Consider the following 19677-nt stretch of genomic DNA (forward strand, 5'->3'; position numbering starts at 1 on the left):
ATCACCCCTTTCGGATCATGTCGGCGACCCGCGTGCTGCGGGCGCCCGGCCGGCCGTCCTCGATGCCGTCGGTCTGGTCGGCCCATTTGCTGGCCAGGGATTCGGCGGCCGCCGCGGCGTAGTCGCCGGCCTGCAGGGCGGCGAGCATCCGCCGAAAGCCCAGCAGCCTGGGCACCCCCATCATGGCCATGTTGATCAACGCCCGCTGCCGCGCGTCGGAGAGATTGCGCCACCAGGGGATGGCGCGGTCCAGCTCGGCCGAGAGGCCGGCGATATCCTCGTCCAGCATCTGCAGGGCCGTGGCCTCCGAGATGCCCCGGTCCTCGATGTTGCGGCCGATGCCGATGGTCAGCTTGCCGGCGGTGCAGCGATAGGGCTTGAGCCGCAGGCCTTCGTCGCGGACCAGCTCGGCCCGCAAGGTGGTGATGCTCATGCCGTCGTCTCCTTTTTCGGGGTGGTCTTTCGCCGGGGCCGCCGGGCGGCGGGGCACGGCACCCGGGCGGACAGGTCTTCCAACTGGCGATCCCGCTCCTCGAGCGCTTCGTCCACCCGGCGCATCTCGGCGGCGTGGACGGCGAGGGGCAGGTAGGTCTGGCTGATGTGGCTGCCCAGGCTTTCGATCCTGTCGTGGGTGCGGGCCGTGCGGCGCTCGCCCAGCTCGGCGGCCCGCTGGAACTCGCGCTTGATCGCGCCGTGCACCGCCCACAGGCCGGTGCAGATGACGCCGACCGCCCCGATCAGGGAGGCCAGCGCCGACCAGGTGATGGGGCCATCCATCACGGCGCCACCAACTGCGCCCGCAGCGTGTCGGCCTGCGCCTTGAGGGCGGCCAGATACGTCACGTCGTCAGGGTCGGGGGTCTGGCCCGCCGCCTGGGTGTCGAGGATGGCGCGCAGGGGACGCACGCTTTTCGCGTCGATCTCGGCCAGTTGGGCGAGGATGGCGGCAAGAGCCTCGGCGGCGGCAATCTCGGTTGCCCGCTGGGCGGCGGCGACGGCCAGGGCGTCGAATTCCGCGTCTTCCTCGGGGGTGGCGGGGCGGCTGACGCCGTTCTCGATGATTGTGCGGGTCATGACTTAGCTCCTCTTGCGGCGGAACAGGGTCGCCATGATGCCGGTGATAGTATTGCCGTTGCGGTTGATGATGCGCAGGCAGTCATTGGCCTCCGCCGTGTTGTAGTAACCAGCCGCGCTCGCTGGGGATGACCTTTGACAACCCTGTCCACAGACACCAGTTTTTACAGATGCATTTGCGGGATCAGTAACAACTGCCACTGCGGTATTCCCGCCGCCGCCAGCATCCCACATCGAGCCGAATTCAATACAATCAGTAACCGATGCGGCAGTGCCAGAATAGTCTAGGTGGCTCTCAATGTACCCTGATGTTCTATATGTGCCCCCAACTCCAACTTGTAACATCAAGCCTGAATTCGCAAGTACCCCGCCGGAGGTCACGAGATTAACCCATGACAGAATATAATCATAACCGGAGGCCAGCCCGGTAAATGTAATCGACGCCACGGCACTCGGTACTGTACTCGACACGTATTCGTATCCGCCTCCGGCTGCGGCCCATGCGCCGTCTCCGCGCAGGAAGGTGCCGCTATCGGCGGTGCCGCTGCCGAGACGGGCGGTGGGCACCGTCCCGCTGGCAAGGTTCGTCGCATTCAGGTTGGTGATCTGGGAACCGTTGGCGGCGGGGTATCCCGTGGCATCCATCGCCGGGACGTTGCCGTTGGCGGTGCCCGTATCGGCGCCCGCCGCAGAGCCCAGGCTGGGCCTGCCCGACAGATCGGCATAGGCGCCGCTGGCGGCCACGGCGGCCAGGCCCAGATTTCCCCGTGCCGCCGCCGGGCTGGCGAGGTCGGAGAGGTTGTTGGCTGCCACCAGATAGCCAGAGCCCGAGGCATCGGCCACCACGTCGCGCATGTCGTCGAGACCCTGCTTGGCCTCGGCATTGGTGCGGGCGGGATCGGTGAAATAACCGGAAGCGGGAAGCGCCATGTCAATGCCCCTTGAGATTATGGATGTCGATGGTGGCGGCCACGGAATCGCCGCTGGAATTGACCGCCCGCAGAAGCGGGCCGAGAATCGGGTCCTTATCGACGACCAGTACCGCCACGGCACCGCTGCCGCCGTCCTGGACGGTGATCTCGCCGACGTAATCGATCTCCCGATAGCTCCGGGTGATCGGGACCCGGCTGCCCCCGGCCGAGATCGCCAGGTCGTCGAAACTCTCGGTGATGTCGGGAACATCCAGGGTCAAGGTGGCCGCCGAAATGATGCCGCAGCGGGAACCGGCATCGACCGAGACGCGGAACAGATAGCGCTGCCGGGTGGCGCCCACCTGACCCGGCCACGACGTCCAAGGGGCCTGGGCGGTGCCCAGGAACGAATCGGCGGCGAGCGGCAGGAACAACTCGTCTCCGGCGGGGAGAAATAGCGAATCGTCGAGCGGTCGGTATTCGATCTGCCAGCCATCCCCGGCAATGGCCGAGACGATGGTCAAGGACCCCGGAGTGTCGAGAGACGCCGGGAGGTAGGAGAACTCGTAGGTCAGCGCCACGTAGCTGACCGGCAGGAAGGCATCTCCCGCCACCGGCAGGAACAGCGCCGCGCCGTTGGGCAGGAACAGGTCACCGGCATCATCGGCGAGGATGTCACCGCCCGAGACTGCTCCACCGGTGATCGTCCCGGGCCAGGCCAAGGCCTTGTAATCCACTGTCCGCAGGATGTTGGCGACCGACGGCTCCCCCAAACCGATGGTCATCGCCACCATGTCGGCGGACTGGTTGCCGCTGGTATCGACAGCGCGCACCATCACGGTACGGGTGCCGGTCAGGGCGGAAATATCGACGCTGCGGGCGGTGGTGATCGCGCCGTCGGCCGGGAACCCGGCGCCGGCGGCCCAATTGCGCGACGTGCCGGCGATCTGGCGAACGAGGAATCCCGCCATGTCGGCGGGCGGGGTCGCCGTGTAGGACCAGCGGGCGAAGGTGCCGTCCCGCCACATGGAGGCGGGAGACGGAGGCGGTTCGGTCTTGCCCACCACCACCAGATCGGCGCTTTCCACCCAATCGGAGCGCGCCCCGATCACCGTGACGGCCCGCAGGCGCAGACGGTAGGAGACGCCGTCCACCACCGGCGCCAGATAGGCCACCTCGATTCCGGGCAGCACCGGGTAACAGTCGCGCCACTCGGCGGAAGCGGTCTCCCGGACCTGCACATCCAGATGGTCGAGGCCGATCTGCGGAGGATCGCTCCAGGTGATCATCAGGCGCGAGACCACGGTGCCGTCGCCCATCAGCAGCAGTTCGTCGGTTCCCGCCGCCACGGCGAGGCCGGTGGGCGGAGAGACGTCCCAGGGCGGCGGCAGGCTGGTATCGGGGGCAGGGTCGAGGATGGTTTCCTCGCCGTCGGCCCAGTCATAGACCGTCGCCGCCGTCTCCTTGAGGATCAGCCTGACCCCCAGCAGCGGCACCCCCTCGTTGTCCTGCTGGATTTCGAAGGTCCAATCGACCACGTCGAACGGCTTGTCGATCCAGCCGAAGCGCGCGCGGGTCACCATGACCGTGCCCCCGGCCCGCAGGCGCAGCGCCTGGCGCAGGCTGCAGGACACCTCGAGGGTCTGGGCCTGACGCGCCCGCTCCAGCTTGATCTTGGCCAGACGCTGGAACATGGAGGGCGAGGTGGTGAAGGGCGCATCGGAATCCGACCACACCACCTCGCCGTAGCGCAGGCGATGGAGTCCGCCGCCCGCATCGGCCAGGGCGATGGAGAGTCCGGCGAAGGCGTCGTCTCGGCTGGCGGCCAGCTTGATCGTCCCGCCACCCTGGGGAATGGCGAAATAGGTGGTGTCGACCTCCAGGGGCGACGGCAGGATGCCGGTGGTCCACAGGCGCAGCGCGGTGCCCTCCACCACGCTGCTGGTGGCGGTCAGGGTATCGCCGCCGGCATCGGCCGTGACGATCTCGAAATCGCGGCCGTCCTCCACCTCGTAGGTGCCGTTGCGCACCGGCGGGCCGTCGGTGGCCTCCCAGGCATAATCGGGGCTGACATAGACGCCCTTGACGGCGTTGAAGCTCTCGCGCCGGCTGACCCGGCCGATCAGCTTGACCGGCCCGGTGAAATCGTCGTCGGTCAAGGTGATGGCGGGGGTGCGGTAATAGCCGGCCAGGATCGACCACATCCCGCCGGTATAGACCACATTGCCGGCGCACGACGTCAGCAGGCGGCCGATGATGTCCTTGGGCGCCTTGTCGCTGTCCACCGTGCCGTTGCAGGCATAGCGCCTTTCGCTCCCCACCCGGGCATAGAACCGCAGTTCGGCGCAATGGACGCCGCCACCCGAGCCGGTGGCGTCGATCTCCAGCGCATGCCAGGCATAGGCGGTGGTGGCGGTGACATCCTCGGCGGCCGGGGCCCAGGGCACCTGCTGGCTCTCCGCGTCGGTGACGGTCTCCTCGCAGAGGGTCACCCAGGACTCGCCATCCGCCGAGCCAAGCAGGCGCAGGGTGACATCGCCGGTCCAGCCCTGCGACCAGCCTCCCGACGCCGGGGGATAGGCCATGACGCGGCCCACGATGCGCGGCTCCTCCCAATGCTTGCCGATCCGGCCGATGGCGGCGGCGGAATGGGCCGAATGGCTCTGCGAGGTCGCGGAGGTCCCGTCGAAGGCCGCCGTCAGGCCGTCATTGCCGGTCATGTCGCCGAAGACGGCGCCCTCGCCCTGGGGGATCAGCTGGGTGCGGACACAGGCCACGCTCTCGTCGCAGACATTGGCCGAGGCGTTGATGTCGGCGGCCAGCAGGTCGTAAGCCATGATGCCCAGGCCGACATCGCCGGTGGTCAGGTAATCGCGCAGGCAGAGGACCGCATTGTCGCTCCAGGCGGTGTTACCGGTCCTGGGGTCATGGACCTTCTTGCCCCGCATCACGCAGGAAATCTGGGGGATGCCCGAGGGGAACATCTTGGAATCGTAGGTGAATTCCACGTAGACCTTGGCCCGGCCATACTGCCGGTGCTCCGAAGTCCACAACCCCGGGCAGGCCGCCTCCAGGGCCGCTTGCAATCCGGCATCGCCCACGATGGTGCCGTCGCCCGTCCAGTAGCGCGCGAACCCGGCCCAGCGCCCGATGGCGACATGGTCCGCGCCGAAGGCAACCAACTCGTCGGCCAGATACAGCTCGAGGAACGAGTCCACCTCATGGCAGGCCATGGTCAGCAGCACATGGGCCTTGTCGTTGCTGGCGCCGGTGGTGTGCAGGAAGGTGATGGGGCCGGAGACCTTGACCTCACCGTAAAGAGTCCGCCAGACGGTGATAGCCTGGCGCACCATCTGGGTGCGATCCTCGGCGGCATAGGAGAGCGACGGCATCTCGCCCAGCTTGGGCGTGTCGGTCATGGCCGACATCACCATGGACATCACGCCGGAAAAGGCCGCCGAGCCGATGCCGATGGCTACCGCCGACAGGGTGGTGGACAGGCCCAGCACCACCGCCCCGGTGGCGGCGGCCATGCCGCCGGCCGCCAGGCCCGAGGCGATGGCGCCGACTGCGACTGCGGGCATGTCAGACCTTCCAGGCGCGGGTGGCGGCGCTCATGGGCAAGAATCCCAGGCCGTGGGGACGGGTGACACTGACCAGATGGGCGCCGAGGCAGATGCCCATGGCCGGACCCTCGGGGGTATCGAACAGCACCACGTCGCCGCGCCCGGCCAGGGCCAGGGGGATTTCCGGTGCGCCGCATTCGGCGGCGATCCGGGCCACCGCCTCGGGCACGTCGCCGCCGGCGAAGCGCCGCAACGCCACATAGGCGCCACGCTCACAGCGGTAGCGGCCACGGAACCAGGCATAGACGTCGGTGCCGGTGATGGCCTGGACTACGCCGGAGGAAAACAGGCAGCAATGGCTTTGCCCCGGCCCATAGCCGAAGGGCACGGCCCGCGCCGCCGCGATGGCCGCGTCCAGGCGGACGGGCCAGTCTTGGAATCTGGTCAACATGGTCAGGCCCGCCCGAACTTGAATTCCTTGGATTGCAGCCCGGCGACGTAGTCGAACCCCTTGTCGCCGGGATAGTCGATATGCTGGTCCTCCGGCGTGTAGCGCCGCACCCGCGGCCGCTCCAGGTCGATCAGGCGGCTTTCCACGGTGACCGAGACGGTGCAGGTCTCGCCGCCGTCCTCGATGCTCGGCACATCGGTCAGGCCGGAAAACAGCAGGAGGGGATCGGCCAGCAGGTCGCCGTCGCCGGCCAGCAGGCCCAGCCAGACTCTGGCCGGCAGGCCCTGGCGGGTCTCGGCCAGGGCGGTGGCGATCATGTCGGTGGGAATCCCCGACAGCGACAGGGTGATGCCCCGGGCCGCCACCTCGGTGGTTTCGGCCATGGGCGAGATGCCGCCCAGCAGGCCGGACCCCAGGAATATCCGGGGAGACCCGTCGGCGTTGACGCCCCATTCGAGATCGCCATGGCCCGACCACAGCAGTACGTCGCCGGAGACGCAGGTCACCTGGGCCAGGAAAATGGGGTGGACGGTATCGGCGGCGGCGGCCGAGGCCATGCCGCCCGACATGCTGCGCTCGGTCATAGGACCTCCATCGCCTCGAAGGACATGCCGTAGGCCGAAACGTCGGAATCCCAGGGCATGGTGTTGGAGGACATGCGAAACACCCCGACCGTCTCGCGGGTCACCACCGCCGCGGCGTCGGAATAGGCCGCGCGCAGGCGCGGCCAGACGGCGCCGGTGATCCGGCCGTCGCCATCGGCGGCGCCGTCGAACAGCCATTTGTGCAGGCGGGCGGAAGCGCCGCTGCCCAATTGCAGGTAATCGCCGGCCGCCAGGGTGGCGCCCGGCGCCAGACCGGCCATGGACAGGTCCTGGGCGCGGGCGGCATGGGCACCGTCCAGCACGATGCCGGCGGCGGCGATACTGCCCTGGGGCGCGGCGCCGTCGGGATCGCCGAGCAGGAAGGTCCCCTCGCGGCCGTTGAGCGCCAGGCGCCAGGCGATCCACACCTCGGCCCTGGCCCGGTTCATGGGCGGCAGGGTTACCGCGATGGCCCAGGCCTGCCCCTGGTGGGGCTGGGCCTGCTGCGCGAAGGTGAAGGGGGATTCCGACACGGCGACGGCGGCGCGGGGCCTCCAGCCATGGGTCTTGAAACCGGTCACCCGGGGCAGGGCAAGGGGATAGGAGATGGTCATCAGCGGCCCCCCAGGGCACGAGCGACGGCGCCGCCGCGCTGGCGGGCGTCGGTGACGGCATTGATGGCGCGGCGCTCGACGGTGGCATTGAGCATGGTGATCCGCTGCTCCAGCCGGGCGAGGCCTTCGCGGTCGGCGCCACGGGCGTCGATGACGAAATGGTTGCTGACCACCGCCCCCGCCCGGTTGCTGGAGGCGGCGGTGATCTCGGGCAAGGCGGGGGGATTGATGGACGGCCAATCGCCTGCCGCCAGCCGGGCGGAAATGTCGGCGGGAAAGATCTGGGTGCCGCCGGGAATCTTCATCAGTTCCGGCCCCTTCTCGCCCACCAGCGCCCAGCCCGCCGGAGACGACGGGGTGCCGGAGGCGAAGGCCCCGGCGAAGGCCTCCATCATTCCGGGCGAGGCGGCGATGCCGGCATTGGCCGCCGCCAGTTGGGAGGCGCCGGAGCCGAACAGCAGATTGGCGAGGCCGCCCAGGGTGGGCAGCGCCCCGCCGCCAAGCCCCATCAGGTTCTTGAGGGGGTTGACGGCGGCCAGCTTGAAGAATTCCTGGTACAGTTCGGAGACCACCGCCTTGCCGATATTGCGCAAGCTTGCGAAGGCGTCGTTGCCCTCCATGGCCATCTGGGTGGCGGCGCTTCCGATGCGGGAAAAGGCCTGATCGCCGAAGGCGCCCAACTCCTGGACCATATTGCGATAGGCCTGGGTCTGGGTCTGGGCCTCGACCAGGGCGGCGGCATTGGCCCGGATGCGCTCCATCTCGGACTCGCTCAAGACGATGCCGGCACGCCGCGCCTCGTTGACCGCGTCCATCACCAGCTTGGTACGGGCGTAGGAATCCTCGCCATCGCCCAGGGCCGCCTGCAACTGGCGGGCGGCGACCACCTCGCCCTCCATCTTGTCGATGACCTTGTCGCGGGCCTCGGTCTGCTTCAGGGCCCGGTCCCAGGCATCGGCCTCCGACTGATTGAGGCGGTCCTGGGCGGCGCGCCGCGCCTCCTCGGCCGATTTCAGTTCGTGGGTGCGGCGCGCGGCATTGGCCAGGGCCATTTCCTGGGCCGACAGGCCGCCGGTCACCCTCCCCGAGGCATCCACCACCAAATCGCTGGTGTCCACCCCGGCCTGGACCAGGGCGGAATAAACCGCCACCTGGGCGGCGGTGCGTCCCAATGCGGCGGCCTGCTCGTCGAGCGCCAGGGTCGCCTTGTCCAGGCCCTCGGCGTATTTTTCCGCCTCGGAGGTCTGGGCGGCCAGGGCACCCTTGCCTTCAGGATTGGCGATTCCGGGGGCGGCGTCCTTGGCGAAAGGCTGGGCGGCCGCGCGAGTAGCCACCAGCGCCTGGAGGCGGGCCAGTTCGGCACGCTGGCGCTTCACGTCGGTTTCCGCCGAGGCGACGGCACCAGCCTTGCCCCGCGATCCGAACATCCAGGCGGAACGATTTCTGACCGCCTCCAGGGCGCGTTCAGCGTCGGCCACCCGGGTGATCTGGTCGGCGATCTCCTCTTCCATTGTCGAGCCGCCGGAACCACGGCGATAGGCGTCGAGGACAGCGGTAATGCCCGGTGCCAGCTTGGCCATAAAGGTCTGCGCCGCCTTGGCCGCCGCCTTCTCCATAGCGGCGATCTTGTCGGCGGCCTCGTCGGCAGTGGCGATCAGGCCATCGCTCAGGACAGCCTTCACATGTTCGGCATTGGCCGCCATGCGGTCGAGGCCCGAGGCGCCGTCCTTGAGCAGGGGAATCAGTTTCTGCGCCGACTTGCCGAAGATATCCTTCAGACGAGCGGCAGCCACCGCCTTGTCGCCGGTCTGGGCATAGGCCTCGGCGATATCCTTGAGCACCGCCTCGGTCGATCGGGTCTTGCCCGCCGCGTCCAGGATGCTGACGCCTAGGGCGTCAAAGGACGCGATGGCCTGATCATTGCCGTCGGCGGCCTCGCCGATCCTGGCGGTCAGCTTGGTCAGGAGGCCGTGCAGGTCCTCGGTCTTGACGCCGGCGGTGGCGGCGCCATATTCGAGTTCCTGCAGGGCGCGGGTGCCGATCCCGATCTGGTCGGCCAACTCGCCGATACCGCCCGCCGCATCCAGGGCCGACCGGCCAATGGAGATCAGGCCGCCGCCGGCCAAACCGGCCAGACCGCCCTTGATGAGTCCCAACGCTGACCCGACCCCCCCCAGGGCCTTTTCCGCCACGGAGGCATGCCGTCCGATCTCGGACGACATTTTCGCCAGTTCGGCGCGCAGCGCGGCCGTATCGGCGGCGATGTGGACCTTGACCTCGGGGGAAGCGGCCATGTCGAAAAGTTCCTTGCAAAGACGCGTCTACGATTCCACCGCCGCCCTGACCTGATCGGCCCAGGCCTGGAAGCGGTTTTCCTGCTCGTCCCGGGCCGCCTTGGGATCGTTGGCGCGGCGCCATCCGGAGATGGCGGCATAGGTCTCGTGGGGGGTGGAGGCCCAGAATACGTCTGGGCTCCACCCCAGCACGCCGGAGGCGATGCCGAGCAGGCGGCGCAGCGGCGGACCGTCCGCTACGACGCCTTGCCTTCCCCCGATTGGGTCGTCTCCTCGCCGCCGGTCACCGCGTTGGTGACGAAGGCCAGCACCGCCGGGTAGACGGCGTTGACGCCGGTCTCGAGAATTTGGGCCAGCGCCGCCTGGGGCGTCATCTTGGCGCCGGCGGCGGTGGCGCCGGCGGCGATGACCACCGACAGGTCGATGGATGAGATGTGGCGGGACGCCAGCTTGTGGGCCAGATTGTAGAGGCCCAGGCCGCAGGCCTGCTCGATGGCGGCGATGGAGTCCCAGGTGGGCCGCAGGGTGACGACGCCGCCCTTCAGCGGCACCTCCACCTCGCCGCGATGCGGATTTCCGCCCATCAGATCACCGCCTCGGCATAGACCGGACGGGCCGCCACAGACATGGTGAAGTCGTAGCCGTTGACGGAATTGTCATCGCCGCCGCCCGACTGGTTGGTGAGCGAGAACGGGCCGTAATAGCTGTCGCCCAGGGTATTGAGCACCAGACGGGCGTTGATGGTGTCGCCCGAATCCATGGCGTCGGACAGGGCGGTCCAGCCGCCATGGGCACCGTCGCCGGTGAACAGGATCTGGCCCGAGACCGAGACGGTCATCTTGGTGGTGCCGGGCAGCGACGAGCCCCAATTGCCCGAGGTCTTGTCCGAGGTGTCGATCTCGGAAGCCTGCTTCTGGTAGGTGGTGTTCTTCTGGCCGAGCAGGGCGGTGAAATGCTGGTAGGTGACGGTGACGGTGTCGCCCGCAATCTCGCTGGCCAGGGTGACGTCGGCGCGGGTGTCGGGATCGATGGGGTTGACCAGGGTCAGCGAGCCGGCGGCGGCGGTCTTGACCACCGCGACGAAATCACCGTTGTCGGTGAAGCCCGCGACGGTGACCAGATCGCCCTTGGCGATCGCGGTGAAATGGCTGCCGGAATCGGCGAGCGTGATGGTGGCGCCCGACACGGTGAGCGAGATGGTGGTGTAGGACGTCAGCACCGTTTCGGCGCCGCCGATATAGAGCAGGCAGTTTTTCGCGGTTTCCTTGGCCATTGCGGCGCTCTCCTAGTTGGCGACCATGTCGGGCGATCCCTCGATGGTCAGGACGGTGACGGTAAAGGTCAGGCGGATCAGGCCGATCTTGGGGTCGATGGCGCGGCCGTGCTCGTCCTCGGCCAGCAGGCCGATGCTGGTGCGGTCCAGCACCAGACCGACGGCCAGGCCGCCCAGGGACCAGTCGGCGAACAGGGCGGTCTCCACCTCCGAGGCGATGAGGTCCAGCTTGTCGTCCAGCTCGGCAGCCTGGGCGGCGTGGCCCTCGACCACCAGTTCGATGTCGCGCTGCTGGCCGCCCTGCTTGTCGGTGGTGCGGCAGGATTCCGAGGTGGTGTAGACGCACAGCGCCGGCATCTCGGCCGGCTTGATGCGGGCATCGCGCGAGGCGAAGACGCGCGACGACGTGGTGGCGAGGCCGGTCAGGGCGGTGACCACCGCCCCCCGGACCTGCTGGCGGACATGGGCCATGATCACCCCGCCCGGGATAGGGTGATGACCACGAATCCGGTACCATCGGGGGCGATGTCGGCGACGGTATAATCCACCGCCTCGATGGGACCGACGGCATCGCCGGGCTCCAGGTCGGCGACATCCTCGGCGGCGCACAGCAGGCGGACGGGCACCACTCCGCCCGCCGCCTGGCCATCGCCCAGGGACAAGGGCACGGCCTCGATCAGGCAGGCGATGGTCGCGCCCGCCACCGCCGCCCCATCGGGCAGCAGCGAGCGGCGGTCATCGACGGTTTCCCAGGACGGCGCCGGCATGGTTACGACGCCGGGGGAAGGTCGTCGGAGGGGGCGCCGCCACCATCCCCGGTGGGAGCGGTGGCGACGGGCGGAGCGGTGGCGGCGTCGAGATCGGCGCGCAGGCGGACGATTTCTTCGGACAAGGCGGCGTTTTCGGCGCGCAGGACCTGGACGGCGTCAGTGGCGCGCTGCAATTCCGCCGCCAGCTTCTTTCCGCCGGTAGCCTTGAGATCGATGGAAATGGCCTTGGGTTCCTCCTCCGCGCTCTCGACAAAGGCGCACAGGGCCTTGGCGGTGTCCTCGTCCAGAACGACGGATTCTCCAGCCTTGAACTGGACGACGGAAAGAACGCGATAGAGGTCCTTGCCCAGCGGGACAAGGGCGGCGCGGCGCGGCGATTCCTGCTGGGGGGTCAGGCCGACGACGGCGCCGGACGACAGGACCAGCGGCGATTTGGTGACGCGATAGGACTTCATGGGGCGACCTTTCAAACGCAAGCGGGCGCCACCGGGGGAAACCGGGGCGCCCGCTTGGAGGGCGGAGGACGGGTGATGAGGATCAGGTCATGGTGACCTTGACCGACTTCAACCATTCGCCATAGGCGGCGGCGCGCACGGTGTCCACCGACATCAGGCATTCGCCGTTCTTCACGCAATGCTCAGAATCCAGCCACAGTTGCTGGATACGGATGCCCTGGGAATCGTAGCCGCCCAGGGAGCCGTTGGTGGGCACCTTCTGCTGGCGGACGAAGGGCTTGCGCACGCCGCCCAGGGCGAACAGGGAAAAGCTGTCGGTCCAGGACGACAGGCGCGGCGTGGCCTGGAAGCGCAGGCGGAAACTGTCCTGCTCCACCAGGATGTTGGTGTCGTTGCCGTCGATGGAGGAGGCCCGCAGGGCGGCGTTGGCCTGCAGCATCAGGGTGGGAGGGGTCATCACCAGGAATTCGGTCAGACCCTCGTTGCAGTAGCGGCCCTGGTCGTCCTTGAAGGTGATCAGGCGCTGGACACCCTGCATGACGCAGTGGACGAACTCGGCCGCCGACGGCGCCGTGGCCGAGCCATGGTTGTTGACCGGCAGGGCCGAGATATCGACGCTGACCAGGTTGGACTGGGTGCCGCTGGCCCCGGACACATGGTCGCTGTCGTAGTAATACTGGCCGTCATAGCACACGGTGGCAGCGCCGTTGACGATCAGCGGCGCCAGCAGGTCGGCCCAGTGGGTGGAGGTGGAATCGGCCATTTCCGACACACGGGCCTGGACCTGGCCGGTCTTGTCGTTGAGGACATGGGATTCCGGCAGCTTGATGCCGGTCTGATAGGGCACGTTGCGGATGGTCCAGGCGAAGTCGTTCAGTTCGGCGAACTTCTTGGACCCACGGCTTTCGCCCATCATGGGCACCTGGCCCAGCCAGGGGTAATCCTCGGAATCCTGGTCGCTGTCGAAATAGGCGGACAGGTCGGACGTCCACGCCAGGGCGGTGGTCTGCTGCAGGCGCTCGTAGAACATGCCTCGCGCCGAGCGCTCGGTGATGAAAGCGGTCATTGGTCTGGTCTCCTTTCAGGCCGTTCAGCTGCCGAGCTGGCGGATGATGGCGTTCACCTTCGCCGCGAGATCGGCGAAGTTGTTGTTGATGGCGGCGGACACATCGCCGGAATTGGTGGCACCCACCGCCTGGATGGTGGCATCGGCGGAACCGCCGGAACTGTCGGTCAGTTCGGCGATGACGCCACGGGAGGCGGAAAACTCCACCACGCCCAAACCGGTGGAGACGAAGCGCCGCACATGGCCGACACGGGTGTTACTCCCCTGGGTCAGGGTGAAGGTGTTGTCGTCGGAGGCGAAGACGTCCTTGCCCACGTCGGTGATGGCCAGCCCGGAAATGGACAGTTCCACCAGCCCGGAGACCTTGGCCTTGACATGGACGTCCCCGGCGGCGCCGGCGGAATTATCCACCTTGCTCTCGGCGAAGCCGCGGAAGGGATCGCCGGCGACCAGCGGCCGGGCATAGCCCGAACCGTTGTCGCCGACGGCGGCGCCGCCATAGATGATGTCGGAGGCGATGACGGGATATTCCTCGAAATCGCCCACATGGTAGGTGCGGGCCGTATTGGCCGAAAGGGTCGTCATGGGTCAGGCCTCCTGATCAGCGGGCGACGACACGGTCAAGGCCCTCGGCCTTGGCCAGCGCCAGGAAACGGTTGAAGTCGCCGGAGAATTCGGCGCGCAGGGCGCTATCCTTGGCCCAAACCGCCTTTGCGCGGTCCTCCAGCGGGGCCGCCGGATCGACGGCGGGGGCATCGGCCACCGGCTTGGGATCTTCCGCCACGGCGACCTCGAGTTTCGGCTGGGCCTGGGCCTCGGCGGCCAGGGCGGCCAGCTGGCGCGGACCCTTGGCCTTTTCGGCGGCCAGGATCATCTGGGCGGCGGCACCGGGCTCGGTGCCGTCCTCGATGCAGCGGGCCACCAGGGAATCGTGACCGGGCAGGGCCTGGGCCTGGATGGCCAGGATGCGGCTCCGCTCGGCGGCGGCGCCCGCCGCCTTGATCTCGGCGAAAACGGCGGGATGGGTCTGGGAGAGGGTGGAGGCGGTGACGATGGGGGCGGGAGAGTCCTGCCGCGCCTCCGAGGTGCTGGTGTCGCTCATGATGGCTCCTTGCTGATGAGCGGTGACGGGGCGCCGCAGGGCGCCTTTGCCGGAGGACCCGGCAACGGGCTTGCCCGCCAGACTGGCGAGCGTGGATTCGAGGCTGCCCAGGCGGTCGGCCATGCCGGCGGCGACGGCATCGGCGCCGACCAGCAGGCCGCCCTGGCCGAAATCGGCCAGCACCGCCTCGGCCGAAACACCGCGATAGGCGGCGACGGCGGTGACGAATTCGGCGGACAGGCGGTCGACCAGGGATTGCATGGCGGCACGGCCCGCATCGGTGGCGGGGTCGGGGCGCTTGAGGGGCGACTGGGAGGACACGAATTCGTATTGACGCACGCCGGCCTTGGCATCGCGCTCGCGGGTGTCGGTCATGGCGGCCACCGTGCCGATGCTGCCCAGCATGGCGGTGGACGACACCACGATCTCGCCGGCCGAAGCGGCGATCCAGTAGGCGGCCGAGGCCCCCATGCCGCCCACATAGGCGGTCACCGGCTTCCTCGCGGCGGCGGCGCGGACCTGGGCGGCGAATTCGGCGATGCCGTTGGCCTCGCCGCCGGGGCTGTCGATCTCCAGCAGGATGGACTTGACCTCGGGATTGTCCAGCGCCGCCTGGAAATCGGTGGCGAGACGGGCCAGGGCGGTCCCCCCCGAGATATCGGTGAACATCCCGGCATAGCGCACGATGGGGCCGATCACCGGCACCACCGCCACCCCGTCGCGCAGCATCACCGCATGGCTGCCGACCATGCGGTCGGCACGCCGGGTCGCCAGGGATTCGGGCGAATCGGGGGGAATCATATGCTGCTTCCAGGCCGCCAGCGCGGCGGGGTCGACCTCGTGCCGGGCGATGATGTCGAGAATGGAGGTCAGCGCCGGGGCATGGATCGCCCACGGCACCGACAGGGCGGCGTCGAGAACACGGGTCATGGCGGGGATTCCTGGTCGCCGCCGTCGGGCGGCGCGGCGGGGTCGGGGGAAGACGAGGAGGCGGCAGGATCGGCGCCCGCCGCCGGAATGATGCCGGCGGCGCTCATCTGCCCCGCCTCGCGGCCCAGGGTGGCGACATTGCTCTCCCAGTCGCCATTGCCCAATTGGGCGGTGGCCCGCTCGCGGGTGTTGAGCCCGGAAGCGACCTGCTCGACCAGGGCCTTGGTCTCCTGCAGGGGGTTGAGCTGTCCCATGGGCGGCCCCACCCAATCGGCGCCGCAATAGGCGGCGCGCAGGCGCAGATCGTCAAAGAAGCCCGGCGCGGTCAGCAGGTCGCGGGCGATGCATTCGGCCAGCATGGCCTCGTATTGCGGCTGGTAGAATTCCTTGATCAGCCAGGAGCGGACCCGCACGAAGAACCGCCAGGCCTCCAGGATGGCGGCCCGCGCCGCCGAATAGCTGGCGGTGAAATGCAGGATCAGCACCTCGAAGGGGATTTCCAGGGCGGCGCCGACCTGACGCAGGCAGGCCATGACGAAGGGGTCGAAGGCGACGTTGGGACGATTGGGGTCGATGGTGGTGACCTTGTCGCCGGGCACGCCCTGCAGCACCGCGCCGGGGCCCAGCTGGTATTCGCCTGCCACGTCGGATTCGGCGCCCGCCACCGGGGCCATCCCCTGGCCCGACGCGGTCTCGACGAACACCGTGAACAGGCCGGAGACCACCGCCGCGGTCAGCTCCGCCTCGGTGTACTTGCCCAGTTGGTGCAAAGGCTCGATCACCGGGGCGAGGAATGGCTCGCCCCGGGACTGCTCCGCCCGCTCGGCGGCGAAGATGTGCCAGATCAGGCGCTCGCCGGACTCTCCCACCGCCAGCAGGCGCACCGGCGGGCGACGGTCGAAGCGCAGGTCGCCGGGATGGCTGGGCAGCACCCAATAGGCCTGGGCGGCACCGTCGCCATCGCGCTCGACGCCGCCGGCCACCCGGTTGCCGTTGCTCAGCAGGACGCCGTCCGGCCGGTTGTCGGGATTGCACAGGCGGGCCGAATCCACCAACTGGGCGCAGGTGCCCAGCAGGGCGGCGCGGCGCAGGCCTTCGCCCGGCTCGATGTAGCGCCGCACCACCAGGGTGTCGCCCGACAACAGCACCGAGATCAGCACCGAGGCGGCCATCTGGTCGGCATCGCGCTCCTGCGCCGAATCGAAGAACTTTGACTGGAAGTGCATGGCCTGCAAACGCTCGGCCGCCGCCTCCCAGGATTCGGCCTCCTGGTCGGACAGGCCGAGATAACGGCGGTCCACCTTGGCCTTGAAGGTCAAGCCGCCGCCGACCACCGCGGTGCGCACCCGCTTGACGGCGGCGCGGGCCAGGGGATGGTTGAGGTACATGGAATGGGACAGGCCGCGCAGGGTGGCCAGATCGGGCAGCAGGGCCGCATCGGCCGACAGGTCGCGCTTGTCGGCATTCTTCAGGGCGCGGCGGTCCTTGCGGGCACCGGTATAGCCGCCGCCCCACATGGCCGACAGCACGATTCCCTGGGCGCGGGAGCGCAGGCGGGCGGTGCCGCGCACCGGATCGACGAAATTGACCAGGCGGTCGATCAGGGTGGGACGCAATCCCCTCAGCGCGGCGGCGACCTTGGCATTGCTCATGCCGGCACCACATGGGTGACGCGGATGCCGTTGGCCAGCGCGGTGCCGCCGAGGCGAACACACCAGCCGTTCCAGTAGTCGATATTGCGGCGAATCTCGCCGGAATCGGCCCTGGTCAGGGTGCGGCCCCCGCCGGCCGGGGACTGGACGGTATAGGACTGGTTGGAGGCCACGGCGGCATCGGCCTCCAGCCACTGGGCCAGACGGGCTTCCGCATCGGCCAGGGTGATACCCGCCATCGATCAGATCCTTATGCCTTGGTGCAGCATCCGCCGGCCGCCGGGACGGCGGGCCGAGGAAAGAGAAGACACCGCCGCCCCGGGGAGGATGGTCGGGGCGGCGGCGGCGCGGCGCCGGGCGGTGGCCCAGAACGGCGGCTTGCTCCAGTCGGAGACCCGGTCGGTGCGCAGCCGCTGACGGGCGGCTTCGGCGTAGACCCAGAGGTCCCATGATTCGTTGGGGCCGGTCTTGACCCAGGCCCCCTTATCCTTGCGCTCGGCGGTCAGCTCGGCGAAGAAACCGTCCGGCACCGTGGCCGGAAAGCGCATCAGCGGGCGCGGCTGCTCGGAAGGCGCGTCCGGGTCGAGGCGCAGGCGGTTGTCGATCAGGTTTTTCAGCAGATGCTGGCCGATGGTATAGACCGCCACCCCGTCGGGACGGCGGCGGCCGTCGTCGTCGGTCTCCTGCTTCGGCGTGGCGGGCAGCATGGACCACGAGCGTTGGGCGGCGCCCTTGACCAGCATGATCCGCCAGGGCTCCAGCCGCTCCGGACCATGGATCAGGCGCCGCGCGAAGTTCCGGGCCTGGATATGGACGCCGGAATCCTCCTGTCCCGCCGCGCCGCCGGTGTCGAAGACGGTGCAGGCGATGGGCATTACCATGTCCGGGTCGGCGGCCAGGGGATAGGACGACCTCATCACCAGCGGGTACAACAAGTCCCAGTGGGCCCCCACGTTGGCGGGGTCGATCTGGGCGCCGTCGGCGGCCTGGGACAGGTCGTAGCGGTCGATCAGGCCGGACGCGCCGTGCTCGTCGAAGCCCACCACCTGGACGGCGAAGTGATGCTTCTGGCTGTCCACCGCCGCCACCAGGAAGCGCACCCAGGCGGGCACCGTGCGGTAGGCCCAATCCCGCTCCCGGCGGCCCTCCAGGACCCTGATCTCCAACGGCTGGGCGTTGTCGTTGACCGGGCGGTAGGGGAATCCCAGCTCGGTATTCCAGAAGGCCTGGAGCTTGGCCTCATCGCCGGTGCGCTCGAAATGACGCTGGGCGGTGACGTACAGCGCCGCCAGATTGCCCCACGACACGCCGCGCCCGACGAATCCGTTCCACCAGAACGACGAAATGGTCTGCGGCGGGCGGTCGCCGGTGATGACGCCGTCGGCCCCGATGCTCATGCCGCGCGGAATGTATTCCAGGCGTTCCAGCATCCAGGCCTTGTCGATTTCGGCGATCAACGCCCGGCAATGGGGGCAAACCAGTGAGGCGCCATGCTTGCGCAGATCCTCGGGGTCACGGCCCGGAGGGATATGCAGGTGGGCCATGGTCGGGTGACGGTCGGCGTCGAAGCCGGGGCTGAAATACGCCTTGCAATGGGGACAGGGCCAGAACGGGATGTTCTGGTCGCCCTCGTAGAAATGCCCGACGATGCCGGACTGCATGTCCCGCGACGGGCTGCTGACCATGATCAGCTTGCCGTTGCGGCCGAACTGCTTCTTGCGTTGGCGCCCCAGGGTGGCCGGGTCGCCCTCGCCGCCGATATCGTCCGGCATGCGGTCGCGCTCGTCAAAGATGACGATGGGCACCGGCCGCGAGGCCAGTTGCCCCTTGACCGCCCAGCCCAGGGTGATCATCGAGCCGTTGCGGAAGGTCTTGCTCAGCACCTTATCGCGGCGCAGTTCGTTCCGCACTTCGGGCGAGTGCTTCAGCAACTGGTTCTCGACGCGGCGCTCGGCATAATCCAGGGCCGAATCCTTGGTCGGCTGGATCACCAGGATATCGGCCGGAGCGATCTTGATCGCGTGGACGATGACGTTGTTCATGATCTCGGACTTACCCGTCTGCGACGGGGCGACGATGTACACCTCTTCCACCGCCCGGGACCGGCAGCGGTCCATGGGTTCCCTCAGATACGGCGCCTCGGCATTGCGCCACGGCCCCACATAGGCGCCGGGATTGTTCAGGCGGCGATAGCGCTCGGCCGCCTGGGATACCGTCATCCGCTGGGGAGGACGCAGGGCAACCGTGGCCGACCGCCGGATATCCGCCGCCCGCCGGAAGGGCGGCAACGGATCGTCGCGCAGAGGGGCGGCCGACATATCTCTTACTCGTCGTCCCGGTCTGATTTCAGCGAGGTCAGGCCGTCGATGGAATCGGCCAGGCTATTCAGCAGGTCGTCCACCATCTCGACGCAATCCTCCACCTGGTCGCCATCCAGGCCATAGCGGCGGCCGAGATCATCGGGCAGCGTCCGCAGCCGGTCACGCACCAGGGCCATGACCTGCGACAGGTCGTCGCGCACGTCATCGGCCCGCACCAGTTCGCGGCGCATCTGCGCCAGCTTGACCTTGTCCAACTCGGCGCGCAGGGCCTCGGCGCGGGCCTTGGCCGTCATCGACGCCGAACCGCCGCCATAGGGATCTGGCAAGGTATCCTGGCCCAGCAGGTCAAACTTCAGCTGGCTGTCGCGCTCGGCGGAGAAAACGGCGTCGTCTTCCTCCCGCTTCCTCTCACCCCGCAACCATTCCGCGGCGGCGTGAAGCTCGAACTCCCAGGCGACTCCGTTCCCCCCCCGCTTGACCACCGGACAGCCCCGATCCACCCAGCTTTTCAGGGTGGGCACGGAAATGCCGAAGAACTTCGCCGTCTCCTCCAGGTTCCTGATCTCGGCGGCATGCGAAGTCATGCGAGAGCCTAACGTGTTGAAACAACAACAA

The 19677-nt window shown here is 68.5% G+C and carries 22 protein-coding genes; all 22 read right to left on the bottom strand.

The features are described from left to right. Position 1 precedes the first annotated feature (1 nt). Positions 2 to 433, bottom strand: a complete 432-nt coding sequence (locus H261_RS03130; protein ID WP_008614243.1) for a glycoside hydrolase family protein — start codon at positions 431 to 433, stop codon at positions 2 to 4. Next, positions 430 to 777 carry a hypothetical protein gene (locus tag H261_RS03135; RefSeq protein WP_008614244.1) on the bottom strand — a complete coding sequence of 116 codons (348 nt, stop codon included), beginning with the start codon at positions 775 to 777 and terminating at the stop codon, positions 430 to 432. The genes H261_RS03130 and H261_RS03135 overlap by 4 nt, the downstream gene beginning before the upstream one ends. After that, positions 777 to 1073 (bottom strand): hypothetical protein, encoded by a 297-nt coding sequence (locus H261_RS25710; protein ID WP_008614245.1) that lies wholly within the window; start codon positions 1071 to 1073, stop codon positions 777 to 779. Before H261_RS25710 ends, H261_RS03135 begins: the two co-directional genes overlap by 1 nt. A gap of 3 nt (positions 1074 to 1076) precedes the next feature. Further along, a complete protein-coding gene (locus H261_RS03145) occupies positions 1077 to 2003 on the bottom strand; it encodes a hypothetical protein (RefSeq protein WP_008614246.1) in 927 nt (308 codons plus the stop codon). Position 2004: 1 nt separating this feature from the next. Continuing rightward, positions 2005 to 5568 (bottom strand): phage tail protein, encoded by a 3564-nt coding sequence (locus H261_RS03150; protein WP_008614247.1) that lies wholly within the window; start codon positions 5566 to 5568, stop codon positions 2005 to 2007. Between the two features lies 1 nt (position 5569). Then, the gene (locus tag H261_RS03155; RefSeq protein WP_008614248.1) at positions 5570 to 6001 is read right to left on the bottom strand and encodes a DUF6950 family protein; all 432 of its coding nucleotides are present in this window, start codon (positions 5999 to 6001) and stop codon (positions 5570 to 5572) included. 2 nt (positions 6002 to 6003) lie between these two features. Then, positions 6004 to 6585: a hypothetical protein gene (locus tag H261_RS03160; protein WP_008614250.1), complete on the bottom strand. Its 582-nt coding sequence runs from the start codon at positions 6583 to 6585 to the stop codon at positions 6004 to 6006. Then, the gene (locus H261_RS03165; protein ID WP_008614252.1) at positions 6582 to 7199 is read right to left on the bottom strand and encodes a hypothetical protein; all 618 of its coding nucleotides are present in this window, start codon (positions 7197 to 7199) and stop codon (positions 6582 to 6584) included. The genes H261_RS03160 and H261_RS03165 overlap by 4 nt, the downstream gene beginning before the upstream one ends. Beyond that, positions 7199 to 9493 (bottom strand): coiled-coil domain-containing protein, encoded by a 2295-nt coding sequence (locus H261_RS03170; protein WP_008614253.1) that lies wholly within the window; start codon positions 9491 to 9493, stop codon positions 7199 to 7201. The genes H261_RS03165 and H261_RS03170 overlap by 1 nt, the downstream gene beginning before the upstream one ends. A 27-nt stretch (positions 9494 to 9520) precedes the next feature. Further along, positions 9521 to 9754, bottom strand: a complete 234-nt coding sequence (locus H261_RS23740; RefSeq protein WP_081608844.1) for a phage tail assembly chaperone — start codon at positions 9752 to 9754, stop codon at positions 9521 to 9523. Further along, positions 9730 to 10077, bottom strand: a complete 348-nt coding sequence (locus H261_RS03175; RefSeq protein WP_008614255.1) for a GTA-gp10 family protein — start codon at positions 10075 to 10077, stop codon at positions 9730 to 9732. Before H261_RS03175 ends, H261_RS23740 begins: the two co-directional genes overlap by 25 nt. Further along, the gene (locus tag H261_RS03180) at positions 10077 to 10766 is read right to left on the bottom strand and encodes a phage tail tube protein (protein ID WP_008614256.1); all 690 of its coding nucleotides are present in this window, start codon (positions 10764 to 10766) and stop codon (positions 10077 to 10079) included. The genes H261_RS03175 and H261_RS03180 overlap by 1 nt, the downstream gene beginning before the upstream one ends. A 12-nt stretch (positions 10767 to 10778) precedes the next feature. Beyond that, complete coding sequence (locus H261_RS03185) at positions 10779 to 11237, bottom strand: hypothetical protein (RefSeq protein WP_040475641.1); 459 nt, start codon at positions 11235 to 11237, stop codon at positions 10779 to 10781. A gap of 2 nt (positions 11238 to 11239) precedes the next feature. Then, positions 11240 to 11533, bottom strand: coding sequence for a head-tail joining protein (locus tag H261_RS03190; protein ID WP_008614258.1), 294 nt, complete (start codon positions 11531 to 11533; stop codon positions 11240 to 11242). A 2-nt stretch (positions 11534 to 11535) separates the two neighbouring features. After that, positions 11536 to 11991, bottom strand: a complete 456-nt coding sequence (locus tag H261_RS03195) for a hypothetical protein (RefSeq protein WP_008614259.1) — start codon at positions 11989 to 11991, stop codon at positions 11536 to 11538. Between the two features lie 82 nt (positions 11992 to 12073). Beyond that, complete coding sequence (locus tag H261_RS03200) at positions 12074 to 13057, bottom strand: Mu-like prophage major head subunit gpT family protein (RefSeq protein WP_008614260.1); 984 nt, start codon at positions 13055 to 13057, stop codon at positions 12074 to 12076. Positions 13058 to 13081: 24 nt separating this feature from the next. After that, positions 13082 to 13642, bottom strand: coding sequence for a hypothetical protein (locus H261_RS03205; RefSeq protein ID WP_008614261.1), 561 nt, complete (start codon positions 13640 to 13642; stop codon positions 13082 to 13084). 16 nt (positions 13643 to 13658) lie between these two features. Continuing rightward, positions 13659 to 15089, bottom strand: coding sequence for a S49 family peptidase (locus H261_RS03210; RefSeq protein WP_008614262.1), 1431 nt, complete (start codon positions 15087 to 15089; stop codon positions 13659 to 13661). Beyond that, positions 15086 to 16741 carry a phage portal protein gene (locus tag H261_RS03215; protein WP_008614263.1) on the bottom strand — a complete coding sequence of 552 codons (1656 nt, stop codon included), beginning with the start codon at positions 16739 to 16741 and terminating at the stop codon, positions 15086 to 15088. The genes H261_RS03210 and H261_RS03215 overlap by 4 nt, the downstream gene beginning before the upstream one ends. Then, a complete protein-coding gene (locus H261_RS03220; protein WP_008614264.1) occupies positions 16738 to 16980 on the bottom strand; it encodes a DUF6148 family protein in 243 nt (80 codons plus the stop codon). The genes H261_RS03215 and H261_RS03220 overlap by 4 nt, the downstream gene beginning before the upstream one ends. 3 nt (positions 16981 to 16983) lie before the next feature. Further along, positions 16984 to 19059, bottom strand: coding sequence for a terminase gpA endonuclease subunit (locus H261_RS03225; RefSeq protein WP_008614265.1), 2076 nt, complete (start codon positions 19057 to 19059; stop codon positions 16984 to 16986). 5 nt (positions 19060 to 19064) lie between these two features. Then, on the bottom strand, positions 19065 to 19646 hold the full coding sequence (locus tag H261_RS03230) for a DUF1441 family protein (RefSeq protein WP_008614267.1): 582 nt from the start codon (positions 19644 to 19646) through the stop codon (positions 19065 to 19067). Positions 19647 to 19677 lie beyond the last annotated feature (31 nt).

Origin of the sequence: Paramagnetospirillum caucaseum (genome assembly GCF_000342045.1) — a bacterium.
Classification (GTDB): Bacteria; Pseudomonadota; Alphaproteobacteria; order Rhodospirillales; family Magnetospirillaceae; genus Phaeospirillum; species Phaeospirillum caucaseum.

Coding starts and splice junctions, on each gene's coding strand:
- H261_RS03170 (WP_008614253.1), bottom strand. CDS start 9,493: ATGGCCGCTTCCCCCGAGGTCAAGGTCCACATCGCCGCCGATACGGCC.
- H261_RS03220 (WP_008614264.1), bottom strand. CDS start 16,980: ATGGCGGGTATCACCCTGGCCGATGCGGAAGCCCGTCTGGCCCAGTGG.
- H261_RS03210 (WP_008614262.1), bottom strand. CDS start 15,089: ATGACCCGTGTTCTCGACGCCGCCCTGTCGGTGCCGTGGGCGATCCAT.
- H261_RS03190 (WP_008614258.1), bottom strand. CDS start 11,533: ATGCCGGCGCCGTCCTGGGAAACCGTCGATGACCGCCGCTCGCTGCTG.
- H261_RS03150 (WP_008614247.1), bottom strand. CDS start 5,568: ATGCCCGCAGTCGCAGTCGGCGCCATCGCCTCGGGCCTGGCGGCCGGC.
- H261_RS03175 (WP_008614255.1), bottom strand. CDS start 10,077: ATGGGCGGAAATCCGCATCGCGGCGAGGTGGAGGTGCCGCTGAAGGGC.
- H261_RS03135 (WP_008614244.1), bottom strand. CDS start 777: ATGGATGGCCCCATCACCTGGTCGGCGCTGGCCTCCCTGATCGGGGCG.
- H261_RS03165 (WP_008614252.1), bottom strand. CDS start 7,199: ATGACCATCTCCTATCCCCTTGCCCTGCCCCGGGTGACCGGTTTCAAG.
- H261_RS03195 (WP_008614259.1), bottom strand. CDS start 11,991: ATGAAGTCCTATCGCGTCACCAAATCGCCGCTGGTCCTGTCGTCCGGC.
- H261_RS03180 (WP_008614256.1), bottom strand. CDS start 10,766: ATGGCCAAGGAAACCGCGAAAAACTGCCTGCTCTATATCGGCGGCGCC.
- H261_RS03185 (WP_040475641.1), bottom strand. CDS start 11,237: ATGGCCCATGTCCGCCAGCAGGTCCGGGGGGCGGTGGTCACCGCCCTG.
- H261_RS25710 (WP_008614245.1), bottom strand. CDS start 1,073: ATGACCCGCACAATCATCGAGAACGGCGTCAGCCGCCCCGCCACCCCC.
- H261_RS03205 (WP_008614261.1), bottom strand. CDS start 13,642: ATGACGACCCTTTCGGCCAATACGGCCCGCACCTACCATGTGGGCGAT.
- H261_RS03130 (WP_008614243.1), bottom strand. CDS start 433: ATGAGCATCACCACCTTGCGGGCCGAGCTGGTCCGCGACGAAGGCCTG.
- H261_RS03225 (WP_008614265.1), bottom strand. CDS start 19,059: ATGTCGGCCGCCCCTCTGCGCGACGATCCGTTGCCGCCCTTCCGGCGG.
- H261_RS03230 (WP_008614267.1), bottom strand. CDS start 19,646: ATGACTTCGCATGCCGCCGAGATCAGGAACCTGGAGGAGACGGCGAAG.
- H261_RS03160 (WP_008614250.1), bottom strand. CDS start 6,585: ATGACCGAGCGCAGCATGTCGGGCGGCATGGCCTCGGCCGCCGCCGCC.
- H261_RS03200 (WP_008614260.1), bottom strand. CDS start 13,057: ATGACCGCTTTCATCACCGAGCGCTCGGCGCGAGGCATGTTCTACGAG.
- H261_RS03215 (WP_008614263.1), bottom strand. CDS start 16,741: ATGAGCAATGCCAAGGTCGCCGCCGCGCTGAGGGGATTGCGTCCCACC.
- H261_RS03145 (WP_008614246.1), bottom strand. CDS start 2,003: ATGGCGCTTCCCGCTTCCGGTTATTTCACCGATCCCGCCCGCACCAAT.
- H261_RS03155 (WP_008614248.1), bottom strand. CDS start 6,001: ATGTTGACCAGATTCCAAGACTGGCCCGTCCGCCTGGACGCGGCCATC.